The 12,844-nt window shown below is 71.2% G+C and carries 12 protein-coding genes and 1 tRNA gene; 3 read left to right on the forward strand and 10 right to left on the reverse strand.

Annotated features, from left to right (window positions below; translation table 11 throughout):
• Positions 1 to 62: 62 nt before the first annotated feature.
• Genes thrB through argS form a run of 5 tightly spaced genes read right to left on the reverse strand, consistent with a single transcriptional unit; the run spans position 63 to position 6,426 of the window.
• Positions 63 to 950, reverse strand: coding sequence for a homoserine kinase (thrB, locus tag DV20_RS05525; RefSeq protein ID WP_043776895.1), 888 nt, complete (start codon positions 948 to 950; stop codon positions 63 to 65).
• Positions 947 to 2,008, reverse strand: a complete 1,062-nt coding sequence (thrC, locus tag DV20_RS05530) for a threonine synthase (protein WP_043776896.1) — start codon at positions 2,006 to 2,008, stop codon at positions 947 to 949. The genes thrB and thrC overlap by 4 nt, the downstream gene beginning before the upstream one ends.
• Complete coding sequence (locus DV20_RS05535) at positions 2,005 to 3,315, reverse strand: homoserine dehydrogenase (protein WP_043776897.1); 1,311 nt, start codon at positions 3,313 to 3,315, stop codon at positions 2,005 to 2,007. The genes thrC and DV20_RS05535 overlap by 4 nt, the downstream gene beginning before the upstream one ends.
• Before the next feature lie 6 nt (positions 3,316 to 3,321).
• Positions 3,322 to 4,752, reverse strand: a complete 1,431-nt coding sequence (gene lysA / locus DV20_RS05540) for a diaminopimelate decarboxylase (protein WP_043776898.1) — start codon at positions 4,750 to 4,752, stop codon at positions 3,322 to 3,324.
• A gap of 3 nt (positions 4,753 to 4,755) precedes the next feature.
• Positions 4,756 to 6,426, reverse strand: coding sequence for an arginine--tRNA ligase (gene argS / locus DV20_RS05545; protein ID WP_043776899.1), 1,671 nt, complete (start codon positions 6,424 to 6,426; stop codon positions 4,756 to 4,758).
• A gap of 196 nt (positions 6,427 to 6,622) precedes the next feature.
• On the opposite strand from argS, the gene DV20_RS05550 reads away from it, so the two are divergent.
• Positions 6,623 to 7,438 (forward strand): DUF3105 domain-containing protein, encoded by an 816-nt coding sequence (locus tag DV20_RS05550; RefSeq protein ID WP_043776900.1) that lies wholly within the window; start codon positions 6,623 to 6,625, stop codon positions 7,436 to 7,438.
• A complete protein-coding gene (locus tag DV20_RS05555; RefSeq protein WP_043776901.1) occupies positions 7,435 to 8,151 on the forward strand; it encodes a DUF305 domain-containing protein in 717 nt (238 codons plus the stop codon). Before DV20_RS05550 ends, DV20_RS05555 begins: the two co-directional genes overlap by 4 nt.
• A gap of 13 nt (positions 8,152 to 8,164) precedes the next feature.
• On the opposite strand, the gene DV20_RS05560 is transcribed toward DV20_RS05555, so the two are convergent.
• From DV20_RS05560 to DV20_RS05570, 3 genes are all read right to left on the reverse strand, one after another.
• Positions 8,165 to 8,497 (reverse strand): RIP homotypic interaction motif-containing protein, encoded by a 333-nt coding sequence (locus DV20_RS05560; protein ID WP_043776902.1) that lies wholly within the window; start codon positions 8,495 to 8,497, stop codon positions 8,165 to 8,167.
• Between the two features lie 29 nt (positions 8,498 to 8,526).
• Positions 8,527 to 9,447, reverse strand: coding sequence for a cation diffusion facilitator family transporter (locus DV20_RS05565; RefSeq protein WP_043776903.1), 921 nt, complete (start codon positions 9,445 to 9,447; stop codon positions 8,527 to 8,529).
• Between the two features lie 168 nt (positions 9,448 to 9,615).
• Positions 9,616 to 10,716: an epoxide hydrolase family protein gene (locus DV20_RS05570; protein WP_043776904.1), complete on the reverse strand. Its 1,101-nt coding sequence runs from the start codon at positions 10,714 to 10,716 to the stop codon at positions 9,616 to 9,618.
• Positions 10,717 to 10,866: 150 nt separating this feature from the next.
• Here DV20_RS05570 and DV20_RS05575 point away from each other — a divergent pair.
• Positions 10,867 to 10,939 (forward strand) — tRNA-Arg (locus DV20_RS05575).
• A gap of 150 nt (positions 10,940 to 11,089) precedes the next feature.
• Here the strand turns inward: DV20_RS05575 and DV20_RS46400 are convergent.
• Together DV20_RS46400 and DV20_RS05585 are read right to left on the reverse strand one after the other, a co-directional pair.
• Entirely contained in the window at positions 11,090 to 12,523 is a 1,434-nt protein-coding gene (locus DV20_RS46400; RefSeq protein WP_235190712.1) for a tyrosine-type recombinase/integrase, read from the reverse strand.
• Complete coding sequence (locus DV20_RS05585; RefSeq protein WP_043776905.1) at positions 12,520 to 12,726, reverse strand: helix-turn-helix transcriptional regulator; 207 nt, start codon at positions 12,724 to 12,726, stop codon at positions 12,520 to 12,522. The genes DV20_RS46400 and DV20_RS05585 overlap by 4 nt, the downstream gene beginning before the upstream one ends.
• Positions 12,727 to 12,844: the final 118 nt, after the last annotated feature.

Raw genomic sequence — 12,844 nt, forward strand, 5'->3', positions numbered from 1 at the left:
GTGCCGGGTGCAACAACCACCCCCCGCGTGGCGGGCGTGGCGGCGGGCACGTGACCCACCCTTTACTGAGCCGCAACCTGCACGCCCGTGAGATCCACGGGCAGCTCGAGGACGTCGAACCCTTCAACGCCGACGTCCGCCGGAAGTATTCCGTCCGCGGTCAGCGCGAGCACGGTCGGACCGGCCCCGGAGATCGTGGCGGGCACTCCGCGTGCACGCAGCGTCGCCACCAGCTCCGTGCTCGCCGGGTACGCGGGGGCGCGGTAGTCCTGGTGCAGCCGGTCCTCGGTGGCCGCGAGCAGCAGCTCCGGCTTCGCCGTCAGCGCGTGGACGGCGAGCGCGGCGCGGCCGGCGTTGTGCGCGGCGTCGGCGTGCGGCACGGCCGGCGGCAGCAGGCCGCGCGTGGTCGCGGTGGCCGAGCGCACCGACGGCACGGCCACGACCGGCCGGATCGCCGGGTGCGGCGTGAGCCGTTCGGCGTGGAAGCGCCCGCCGTCGCACCAGGCCAGTACCAGCCCGCCGAGCAGGCTGGCGGCGGCGTTGTCGGCGTGGCCTTCGAACCCGGCGGCCAGCTGCAGCGCCTCGAAGGCGTCGATTTCCCGGCCGGCCAGCGCGTACCCGGCGGCCACCCCGGACACCACCGCGGCCGCGGACGAGCCGAGGCCGCGCGCGTGCGGGATCGAGTTCAAGCAGCGCAGGTGCAGGCCGGGCGGCTCGACGCCGAGGTGCTCGCAGGTCTTCCGGATGGCCCGCACGACCAGGTGCGTCTCGTCGGTGGGGACGTCCGCGACCCCGCCCGCACCGGCGTCCTCCACCTCGACCTTGAGCCCGGTGTCGATGACCCGCACCTGAACGACGTCGTACAGGCTCAGCGCCATCCCGAAGGCGTCGAAGCCCGGCCCGAGGTTCGCTGTGGACGCCGGGACGGTGACCCGGAACCCGCCGCTCACCGCAGGTCCAGGGCCGCCGCGACCGCCGAGGGGTCCACCGCGAGGGGCTCGACCTCGACGTTGCCCGCCAGGGCCGTCTGGGGGTCCTTCAGGCCGTGCCCGGTGACCGTGCAGACCACGCGGGACCCGCGCGGCAGCCTGCCGTCGGCGGCCGTGGCCAGCAGGCCCGCCACGCTGGTGGCCGACGCGGGCTCGACGAAGACGCCTTCGCGGCCGGCCAGCAGGCGGTAGGCCTCGAGGATCTTCTCGTCGGTGACGGCTTCGAAGAGCCCGTCGGACTCGTCCTTGGCCTTGACCGCGGCGGTCCACGACGCCGGGCTGCCGATCCGGATCGCCGTCGCGATCGTGTCCGGGTCGCGCACCGGCTCGCCGTGCACGAGCGGCGCCGCGCCGGCCGCCTGGAAGCCGAACATCCGCGGCGTGTTCTTCACCACACCGTCGGCCGCGTATTCCGAATAGCCCGCCCAGTAGGCGGTGATGTTGCCGGCGTTGCCGACCGGCAGGCAGTGGATGTCCGGCGCGGTGCCGAGCACGTCGCAGATCTCGAACGCGGCGGTCTTCTGGCCGGCGATGCGCACCGGGTTCACCGAGTTGACCAGCGTGACCGGGTAGTCGGCCGCGGTCTTGCGGGCCAGCTCGAGGCAGTCGTCGAAGTTGCCGTCGACCTGCAGGATCCGCGCGCCGTGGAGCACGGCCTGGGCGAGCTTGCCCATCGCGATCTTGCCCTGGGGCACCAGCACCGCGCAGGTGAGGCCGGCGCGGGCGGCGTAGGCGGCGGCCGAGGCGGAGGTGTTGCCGGTCGACGCGCAGATCACCGCCTTGAGGCCGCTGGCCAGCGCGTGCGTGATGGCCACGGTCATCCCGCGGTCCTTGAACGAGCCGGTCGGGTTGGCGCCCTCGACCTTGAGGTACACCTCGCAGCCGGTCAGCTCGGACAGGTGGTGGGCGGGCAGCAGCGGCGTGTTGCCCTCCCCGAGCGTGACGACCCGCGCCCCGTCCGGGACCGGGACGCGGTCCCGGTACGCCTCGATGAGTCCCGGCCAGGGCTGCCTGATCACTGGTCTTCGCCTTCCACCCGCATGACGCTGACAACTTCGTGCACGACGTCGAGCCGGCCGATCTGGTCCACAGTGGACTTCAGGGCCGCGTCGGGGGCCTGGTGCGTCACCACGACCAGGCTCGCGCGGTCGCCGACGTCGCTCTGCCGCACCGCGGCGATGCTGACGCCGTGGTCGGCGAACGCCTGCGCGACCTGGGCGAGCACCCCGGCGCGGTCGGCCACGGAAAGGCTGACGTGGTACCGGGTCGGCGTCTGGCCCATCGGCCGCACCGGCAGGGCCGCGTGCGCCGATTCGCGCGGGCCGCGGCCGCCGACGACCCGGTTGCGGGCCACCGCGACGAGGTCGCCGAGCACCGCGCTCGCCGTGGGCGCGCCGCCCGCGCCCTGGCCGTAGAACATCAGCTCCCCCGCCGCGTCGGCCTCGACGTAGACGGCGTTGAACGCGCCGCCGACGCCGGCCAGCTGGTGGCGGCGCGGGATCATCACCGGGTGCACGCGGGCGGAAACCGACTCGACGCCGTCGTCGTCGGTGACCCGCTCACAGATGGCCAGCAGCTTCACCGTGCGGCCGAGCATCCGGGCCGCGGCGAGATCCGCGGCGGTGACGTCGGCGATGCCCTCGCGGTGCACGTCCGACGCCGTCACCCGGGTGTGGAAGGCGAGGGAGGCGAGGATGGCGGCCTTCGACGCGGCGTCGTAGCCGTCGACGTCGGCGGTCGGGTCGGCCTCGGCGTACCCGAGCCGGCTGGCCTCGTCGAGCGTCTCGGCGTAGCCGGCGCCGGTGGAGTCCATCGCCGACAGGATGTAGTTCGTGGTGCCGTTGACGATGCCCATCACGCGCGTGATGCGGTCGCCGGCCAGCGACTCGCGCAGCGGGCGCAGCAGCGGGATGGCCCCGGCCACCGCGGCCTCGAAGTACAGGTCGGCGCCCGCGGCGTCCGCCGCCTCGAACAGGTCCGCGGAGTGCTCGGCCAGCAGCGCCTTGTTCGCCGTGACCACGGACTTGCCCGCCTTCAGCGCGGCGAGCAGCCAGCCGCGGACCGGTTCGATCCCGCCGACCAGCTCGACCACGACGTCGACGTCGTCGCTGGTCACCAGCTGCTCGACGTCGGCGGTCAGCAGCTCCGGGGGCAGCTCGGGGTGCTTGTCCGGGCGGCGGACCGCGATGCCGGCCAGCTCGACCGGCGCGCCGGCGCGGGCGGCCAGCTCCTCGGCCTGCTCGGTGAGCAGCCGGGCGACCTGGCCGCCGACGGTCCCGCAGCCGAGCAGCGCGACCCTGATCGGACGTCGTTCGGGGGCAGACACTGTTGCTCAGACCTCCAGGCGCAGCATGTCGTCGGTCGTCTCCCGCCGCAGCAGCAGCCGTGAGCTGCCGTTGCGCACGGCGACCACGGCCGGGCGGGGCATCCGGTTGTACGTGCTCGCCATCGAGTAGCAGTACGCGCCGGTCGCCGCGACCGCCAGCAGGTCGCCGGGAGCCAGCGTGTCGGGCAGCCAGCAGTCTCGTACGACGATGTCGCCGGACTCACAGTGTTTTCCCACGACCCGGGACAGCACGGCCTGCACCGGCTGCTCGTCGTCGCCCGCGGAGCGGGAAACGACCCGGACGTCGTAGACCGCGTCGTAGAGCGCGGTGCGGATGTTGTCGCTCATCCCGCCGTCGACGCTGACGTACCGCCGCGCCGACTCGTCGCCGAGCGAGACGTCCTTGATGGTGCCGACCTCGTACAGCGTGATCGTGCCGGGCCCGGCGATCGCGCGGCCCGGCTCGCCGGCGATGCGCGGCACCGGCAGGCCCGCGTACGCGCACTCCTTGCGGACGATCTCGCGGATCTGCGTGATCATCTGCGCGGGCGGCGGCGGGTTGTCCTTCTCGGTGTAGGCGATGCCGAACCCGCCGCCGAGGTCGACCAGGCTCAGCTGGTCGAGCAGCTCGGGGCCGTGCTCCTTGGCCAGGTCGCCGAGCAGGCCGACGACGCGGCGGGCGGCGACCTCGAAGCCGTCGGCGTCGAAGATCTGCGAGCCGATGTGGCTGTGCAGGCCGACGAGCTTGAGCGAACGCGCGTTGAGCACCCGGCGCACGGCCTCGGCGGCGTCCCCGCTCGCCAGGGAGAACCCGAACTTCTGGTCCTCGTGGGCGGTCGCGATGAACTCGTGCGTGTGCGCCTCGACGCCGACGGTGACCCGGATCAGCACCGGCTGCACGACGTCGTGGCGCGCGGCGATGTCGGCCAGCCGGGCGATCTCGAAGTAGGAGTCGAGCACGACCGTGCCGACCCCCGCGACGACCGCGGCCTCCAGCTCGGCGGGGGACTTGTTGTTGCCGTGGAAGGTGATCCGCTCGGCCGGGAAGTCCGCGCGCTGCGCCACGGCGAGCTCGCCGCCGCTGCAGACGTCCAGGCTCAGCCCCTGCTCGGCCACCCAGCGGGCGACCTCGATGGAGAGGAACGCCTTGGACGCGTAGTGCACAAGCGACGGGTCGTCGAACGCCTCGGCGTAGTCCGCGCACCGGGACTTGAAGTCGGCTTCGTCGACCACGAACAGCGGCGTGCCGTGCTTCTCGGCGAGCTCGCGGACGTCGACGCCGGCAATCCGGACGACGCCGTCGGCGGCGCGGAAGGTGTTGCGCGGCCACACCTTCGCGGGCAGGTTGTCGAGCTCCTCGACCCCGGACGGCTGCAGCCCGGAGGTGTCGGCGTGGGGGTAGACGTCGGCGTGCCTTGGGCCCGCGGGGTGCGCCATTTCTTACATCCGTTCCGGAGCGGAGACACCGAGGAGGGCGAGGCCGTTCGCCAGGACCTGGCGGGCGGCCTCGCACAGCGCGAGCCGGGCGAACGTCAGAGGGGTCGCCTCTTCGTCGCCCATGGGCAGCACGCGGCCCACGGTGTAGAACTTGTGGTAGGCGCCCGCGAGTTCTTCGAGGTAGCGCGCGATCCGGTGCGGCTCCCGCATTTCGGCGGCGCGGCGCACGGTTTCCGGGAATTCGCCGATGGTGCGGATCAGGTCGCCCTCGGCGGGCAGCGTCAGCAGCCCGAATTGGACACTGCCGACGTCTGGAGTGGACGCAGCCTTGAGGCCGAGATCGGCCGCGTTGCGCTGCAGGGACGCCAGCCGCGCGTGCGCGTACTGGACGTAGTAGACGGGGTTGTCGTTGGAGTGCTTGCGCAGCAGGTCCAGGTCGACGTCCAAAGTGGAGTCCACGGAGTAGCGGATCAGCTCGTAGCGGGCCGGGTCGACGCCGACGGCCTCGACGAGGTCCTCCATGGTGATCACGGTGCCGGCGCGCTTGGACATCCGGACCGGCTTGCCCTCGCTGACCAGGTTGACCATCTGGCCGATCAGCACCTCGACGGTGGCCGGGTCGTCGCCGAACGCCGCCGCGGCGGCCTTGAGGCGGGCGATGTAGCCGTGGTGGTCCGCGCCGAGCATGTAGATGCACAGGTCGAAGCCGCGGTTGCGCTTGTCCTTGAAGTAGGCCAGGTCACCGGCGATGTAGGCCGGGTTGCCGTCCTGCTTGATGACGACGCGGTCCTTGTCGTCGCCGTACTCGGACGACTTCAGCCACCAGGCGCCCTCGTTGAAGTAGAGGTTCCCGGAGTCCTTCAGCTGCTGGACGGCGGCGTCGACCGCGCCGGACTCGTGCAGCGAGTTCTCGTGGAAGTAGACGTCGAAGTCGGTGCCGAACTCGTGCAGGCTGGACTTGATCTCGCCGAACATGAGGTTGATGCCGATCCGGCGGAACGTCTCGTGCCGCTCGGCCTCGGGCAGCGACAGCGCGCTGGGCTCCTGCTTGAGGACGTTGGCGGCGATGTCGTTGATGTAGCCGCCCGCGTAGCCGTCCTCCGGCGCGGGCTCGCCCTTCGCGGCGGCGATCAGCGAGCGGACGAACCGGTCGATCTGGGCGCCGGCGTCGTTGAAGTAGTACTCGCGGGTGACCTCGGCGCCCTGCGCGGCCAGCACGCGGCCCAGCGCGTCGCCGACCGCGGCCCAGCGGGTGCCGCCGAGGTGGATCGGGCCGGTCGGGTTCGCCGAGACGAACTCGAGGTTGATCCGGGTGCCGGCCAGCGCGTCACCGCGGCCGAACGCGGCGCCGGCGTCGAGCACCTGGCGCACGATGTCGCCCTGCGCGGCCGCGGCGAGCCGGAAGTTGAGGAAGCCGGGGCCGGCGACCTCGGCCGAGGCGACGCCGTCGTCCGCCGAGACCGCTTCGGCGAGCGCCTCGGCGAAGTCGCGGGGCTTGAGGCCGGCCTTCTTGGCCACCTGGAGGGCGAGGTTCGTCGCGTAGTCGCCGTGGTCGGGGTTGCGCGGGCGTTCGATGGTCACCTGCTCCGGCAGCACGGCGTCGTCGATGCCGCGTGCGGCGAGCACCTGCACGGCGGAGCTGCGGACCAGGTCGGCGAGAGCGGCGGGAGTCACTTGCCGAATTCTAGGTGTGCCCAGGTGAGGCGCTCGCATCGGTCTCGGCCACGTCACGATGGGCATCCGCGTGAGGTGTTAACGGTGATCAGACGGGTGGCCCCTAGACTGGCCCGGGCGGGAATCCGTCCGCAGCCACCAGAGGGAGAACGCGGGAGCCATGGCGAACGGGACAACTCGGAAAAAGGGGTCGGCGGTGAAGGCGGCCCGCGGTTCCGTGGTGAGCAAGAAGGGCACGCCGTGGGGCACGATCATCGCCGTGGTCGCCATCGTGGCGCTGGCCGCCTCGGTGATCATCTACTACATGGTGCAGTCCGCGCCGAAGCGCGAGCAGGCCGACCGTGAGGCCGCCGCCGCATCCTTCGCGCCGAGCGCGCAGGACCCCGACCCCTCGAAGCGCATCCCCGGCGTGGTGACCGCGACCTACACCGGCAGCGTCCACGTGCTCCCGACCGAGCGCGTCGCCTACGACAAGACCCCGCCGTTCGGCGGCCCGCACGACCAGACGTGGGCCACCTGCACCGGCACCGTGTACCCGAACGCGGTCCGCACCGAGAACATGGTGCACGCGCTCGAGCACGGCGCCGTCTGGATCGCCTACAACCCGCAGCAGATCACCGGTGACGCGCTCAACCTGCTGAGCGTCCGCGCCAAGGGCAAGCCGTACACGATGATGTCGCCGTACCCGGGCCTGGACAAGCCGATCTCGCTGCAGTCGTGGGGCCACCAGCTGAAGCTGGACGACGCCAACGACCCGCGCATCGACGAGTTCATCGCGGCGCTGCGGAGCAACCCGAACGGCGTGTACCCCGAGGTCGGCGCGTCCTGCGACGCGGTCCCGGGCCAGTTCGACCCGGACAACCCGCCGCCGTTCGACCCGTCGAAGCCGGGCCCCGACGCGAAGCCGATGGACTACAAGGGCAGCACCGCCGCCCAGGGTGAGAACGGCATGCCCGCACCCTCCGCGCCGGCGTCGTCGTCCGCCCCCGCCGCCCCCACCACGACCAAGTGAGCACCGAAGCCGGCCTCGACACCGAAGAGATCCCCGAGCAGCCGACCTGGTCGCGCTGGGTGGTCATCGGCGGGACGCTGCTCGCGGTCCTGCTGATCGGCGCGACGGCGGGGATGTTCCTCACCCGCGCCGTCGACGACGACCCGGCGGCCGCGGTGCCGGCCGCCGGCTCGGTCGAGGTCGGCTTCGCCCAGGACATGTCGACGCACCACCTCCAGGCGGTGACGATGGCGGGCATCGCCCGCGACCGCACGACCGACCCGGAGATCAAGCAGCTGTCGTTCGACATCGAGCGCACGCAGCTGGAGCAGGTCGGCCGCATGAAGGGCTGGCTCATGCTGTGGGACCGGCCGGAGCAGCCGATCGGCGCCCCGATGCAGTGGATGACGGAACCGATGACGGGCCACGACGGCATGTCGATGGCCCCGTCCTCGGTCAACCCGGCGGGTGGCCCGTTGATGCCGGGCATGGCGACGGACGAGGACCTGAAGAAGCTGCGTTCGCTGTCGGGCCGGGCGTTCGACGTGTTCTTCCTGCAGCTGATGCTCCGCCACCACCAGGGCGGAACGTCGATGGCCCAGTACGCGGCGGGGCATTCGACGTTGCCCGCGTTGAAGGCGCTGGTGAACAGCATCCTGACGTCGCAGGGGGCGGAGATGGACCAGATCAAGCTGATGCTCTCGGGGCGGGGCGCCCAGCCGCTGCCCGCTTAGCCGGCGCCAGGGGTCAGAAGCTGAGGTTCATGGTGTTGCCGTCGCCGATCTGAACGCCTTGCGAATCGGTCACCGTGACCCGGTACTTGCCGTCCGGATCCGCCTCACGCAGCACCGCCCGCGCGGCTTCCAGGACCTCGGCGTCGTCGCCGACGTTCGCCTCGGCCAGCTCCTCCGCGAGCTCCGCAGGATCGTCCGGCAGCTCCTCGCGGCCGACGAGACGCCGGACGCCGGACTTCAGGCCGGCGTAGGCGTCCTTCACCGCTGTCGTCGCCGTGTCCTTCGCCCCCGCGGCCGCGCCGGCCGCCAGCGCGGTCACCACCAGTTCCACCGCTTCGATCGCCACCGCACCACTCCCCGGGTCGAGTTACCGCGTCACCAGGACAGCTCCTGGCAGCGGCGGGCGCACTGCGGCGCCTCCACCTGCAGCGTCGCGTGCTCGATCGCGTACCGCGAAGACAGCAGGTTCTGCGCCTCCGTCAGCACGTCGGACTGCTTCGCCGGTGGCGCCAGCGTCAGGTGGGCCGAAGCCACCTCCATGCCGGACGTCAGCGTCCAGACGTGCAGGTCGTGCACGTCCGCCACGCCCGGGAGCGCGGACAGCTCCGCGTTGATCGCACCGACGTCGACGCCCTGCGGCGCGTGCTGGAACAGGATGCGCAGCGCCCGGCGGGCCAGCGTCCACGTGCGGGGCAGCACCCACAGGCCGATCGCGACACCGATGATCGGGTCGGCGTAGCGCCAGCCCGTCAGCAGCGTCACCGCGCCGCTGATCAGCACGCCGACCGAGCCGATCAGATCGGCCAGGACCTCGAGGTACGCGCCGCGGACGTTGATGCTCTCCTTCGCGCCCGCGCGCAGCACCGCGAACGACACCAGGTTGGCCACCAGGCCGGCCGCCGCGGCCAGCAGGACCGGCAGGCCGGGGACCGCCGGCGGGTCGCCGATGCGGCCGATCGCCTCGACCAGGACGTACGCCGCGACACCGAACAGCAGCAGCGCGTTGGCGAGCGCGGCCAGCACTTCCGCCCGGTAGAGCCCGAACGTGCGCCCGACCGTGGGGCCGCTGCGCCGCGCCAGCATGATCGCGGTCAAGGCCATGCCGACGCCGAGGACGTCGGTGAACATGTGCGCGGCGTCCGACATCAGGGCCAGCGAGCCGGTCGCCAGGCTGACGGCGAACTCGAGCACCATGAACCCGGCCCCGATGCCGAGGGCGATGGCCAGCCCCCGGACATGACGGCCCGACGCGCTCGCCGGCGCGATCGCGTGCCCGTGGCCGTGTCCCTGACCCATGCCGCCTCCGTTCCCGGTTCACCGTCGGGTCAAACATATAGTCGGATGCGCATATGTGCAACAGAGGACAGCCTAAGTTCACCCACCCGCAAGCTACCGCGCGCGGCGGAGCCGCCCAATCCACCAGGCGGGGTTTCCCGCCAGGTGGATCGGTCACGCTTCGTCGCGCTAACGCACGAGCCGGAAGAAGCCGCGAACCTGCTCGACGAACAGCCCGGGCTGCTCCAGCGCGGCGAAGTGCCCGCCGACGGGCAGCTCCTCGAACCAGCGCAGATCGGTGTAGCGCTGCTCGGCCTGCCGCCGCGACGGCCGGACGATCTCCTTCGGGAACACCGAAACCCCGGCCGGAACCTCCACAGTGGACAGATCCCGGTCGTTGTTCTCCCAGTACATCCGCGCGGACGAGGCCGCCGTCGCGGTGAACCAGTAGACGGAGATCGCGTCCAGGATGCGCCGCCGGTCGACGGCGTCCTCCGGACGCCCCTTGTGGTCGGTCCAGGCCCAGAACTTCTCGGCGATCCAGGCGGCCTGCCCGGCGGGCGAGTCGGTGAGCCCGTAGCCGAGCGTCTGCGGCCGCGTGCCCTGCTGAGCGGAGTAGCCACTACCGCTCCGCCGGAACTCTTCGAGGTCGGCGAGCGCCTGACGTTCACCGGGCGTCGGATCCGCGGTGTCCATCCGAACGGGGGCGAAGTTGACGTGCACCCCGGCGACGTGACCGGAGCGCGCCAGGGCGTTGGTGACGGCGGCACCCCAGTCGCCACCCTGGGCGCCGTAGCGGTCGTAGCCGAGCGACACCATGAGCGCGTCCCAAAGCTCGGCGACCCGCGAGATCTTCAGAGCGGGCTTGTCGCTCCACCCGAACCCGGGCAGCGACGGCACGACGACGTGGAAGGCATCGGCGGGATCGCCCCCATGCTTGGCGGGATCCGTGAGCGGCCCGAGAACATCGAGGAACTCCAGAACGGACCCGGGCCACCCATGGGTGAGCACAAGCGGCAGCGCCTCGACCACCGGCGACCGGACGTGCAGGAAGTGCAGCCCGACCCCGTCAACGGTGGCCCGGAACTGCGGAAAGGCGTTGAGCCGCCGGGCGAACCCGAAGTCGTACTCCTCACCCCAGTCCCGGCAGAGCTCACGAACATAGGCGAGCGGAACACCCTGCGACCAGTCATCGACGGTCTCGGCCTCGGGCCACCGAGTCCGCACCAGCCGCTCCCGCAGATCGGCGATGTCGCTCTCCTCGAGAGTTACCTGGAACGGCTCGGCCATCTCGGCTCCTTCAGGTGGGCCTCCCACGCTAGCGACGGTCCGGCGAAGCGATCAACTTTCCGTGTCTGACCAGCGCGGATGTTGATCGGGCCACCTGCGGGAGGGGGGTGGTGGGGCATGCGCTAAGCTTTGCGAGTCGCCCAGCGATGGGCCCTCGTAGCTCAGGGGATAGAGCACTGCCCTCCGGAGGCAGGTGTCGCAGGTTCGAATCCTGCCGAGGGCACCCCTACGGGAGCGGGAAGAACCGCTCCTCACCAGCGCTTTTGCGCTCGAAGCAGTTCTTCCCGAACTCCGGCTGACTACGGCCATCCACGGCCAAACACGGGTATCTCTTCCCAATGCGTTCCCACGGGCACGAGCCAGGCGCCGTCGATCAGCCCTCCGAGTCGCTCCGGGGCTTGTGGGCGAGAATCTTCTCGATCCGAGCCCGGTTGGCCTCCTCTCCCCCGTCCAGGAACGCGGCGTAGACCTCGAACAGCACGCCGACAGAGTGGCCGGCCCACTCGGCCACGGTCGCCGGGTCGACGCCCGCCACCAGCTGCGTGCTCACCGCGGCGTGCCGCAGGTCGTACGGTCGGGCGGCCAGCGGAGTTTGCTGCTGCTCCTCCGTCAGCACGACCTTGCGCACCGCGCGCCACGCGCGGGTGTAAGTGATCATCGGGATCTCCCCGCCCTGTTCCGCCTGGAACAACCGGCCGTCGGGCCCGTAGCCGTACCGCAGGATGTGCCGGTGCAGCAGCCGGGTCAGGTCCGGCGGAAACGACACGGTGCGGTCAGCGCCGTCGTCCCGGGACTTCAGCGGCCGGTCGTCGCGGGGCTTCCCGCTGTCGGTCCACCGCCCGCCCGCGTGCGGCTCGGCCTTGTCGAGACGGAACGTGCCCCAGCCGTAGACGTACTCGCCGTCGTCGTCACTCCACACCGGATCGGGCAAGGACACGACGTTCCGCTTGTTCAACGACACCACCTCCTCGGGTCGCAGGCCGGCGTAGTACATCGCGCCGAAGAAAGCTTCCAGTCGCGGTCCGCTGCGCGGCAGGGCACCGACGCCGGACAGCAGCGCCCGCGCCTGCGTCGGGTTCGGCACCGCCCGTTTGTCGACCTTCCTCTTGCCTTTTGGCATCGCCGTCCATTTGACCGACGTCAGCGGGTTCGCGTCGATCTGCTTCTTCTCGACCGCGTAGTCCAGTGCGTTGAACAGGACTCCGCGGGTCTTGCGCGCCACGCTCGGGGCGAACTTCTTCCCATCCAGCCGCTTGGTGACCGCGCGCTGGAGCGCTCGCAGAACGTCCGGGTCGACGGCGGCCCGCACGGGCATTGTGTTGCGCTCCAGCCACTTCAGCACCTTTCGGACGTCGTCTGGCACCTCCCGGTTGGTGCGGTACTCGGTGTTGTAACCCCACTGTCGCAGGGCCGAACGGATCACCTTCGCGTCCGGTCCGTTCTTGTCCCGCTTCACGAACACCGGCATCACGCGGATCAGCGCCTCGGCCATCGTCTGGCGCGCGGTCGCCGCGGCATCGGGCCACTTCATGTCGATGTAGGCCACCGTGAGCGCGTACCAGCTCATGTCGCCCGCCGGCCGGGTCAATGACGGCGGGAGCCCGGAGACGACGTCGAACGCCTCCCCCGCGCGCTGCGCGGCCAGCAGCGACGAACGGAAGCCGTCCGCTTGCGTGTAGAGCTTGAACGACTCCTTGAAGTCTTTCTTGTCCACCCGCCACAGCGCGCGGTAGCTCGTGGACTTGCCCGCCGCGTTGACGCGGGTCTCGATCGCCCACACCCGGACGTTGTACGAAGAGCTGATCACGCGGCCTCTTCTCGGGTTTCGAGCCAGGCGTCAAGGTCACCGCGACGCACCCTGACGCCACCGTTCGGTAGCTTGATGCATCGCGGGCCGCGGTTCTTCGCGCGCCAGTCGTAGAAAGTGGACTCCGCCACGGACAGCTCCTCGCATACCTCGGCGATCTTGAGCAGCTGTCGTGAGCCGGTGAGATTGCGCTGCTGCGCCATGACTGCACCTCCAAAACGCCCGGCGAGCGGGCATGGCGAAGTGCCGCCGGACACAATCCGGGCGGCGCGATCTTGGTTACGTTGCGTGGTTGTCGGGTGGGGCAGGCTGGCAGAGAGG

Origin of the sequence: Amycolatopsis rifamycinica (assembly GCF_000695625.1) — a bacterium.
Lineage (GTDB): Bacteria > Actinomycetota > Actinomycetes > Mycobacteriales > Pseudonocardiaceae > Amycolatopsis > Amycolatopsis rifamycinica.

Coding starts and splice junctions, on each gene's coding strand:
- lysA (WP_043776898.1), bottom strand. CDS start 4,752: ATGGCGCACCCCGCGGGCCCAAGGCACGCCGACGTCTACCCCCACGCC.
- DV20_RS05565 (WP_043776903.1), bottom strand. CDS start 9,447: ATGGGTCAGGGACACGGCCACGGGCACGCGATCGCGCCGGCGAGCGCG.
- DV20_RS05570 (WP_043776904.1), bottom strand. CDS start 10,716: ATGGCCGAGCCGTTCCAGGTAACTCTCGAGGAGAGCGACATCGCCGAT.
- DV20_RS05585 (WP_043776905.1), bottom strand. CDS start 12,726: ATGGCGCAGCAGCGCAATCTCACCGGCTCACGACAGCTGCTCAAGATC.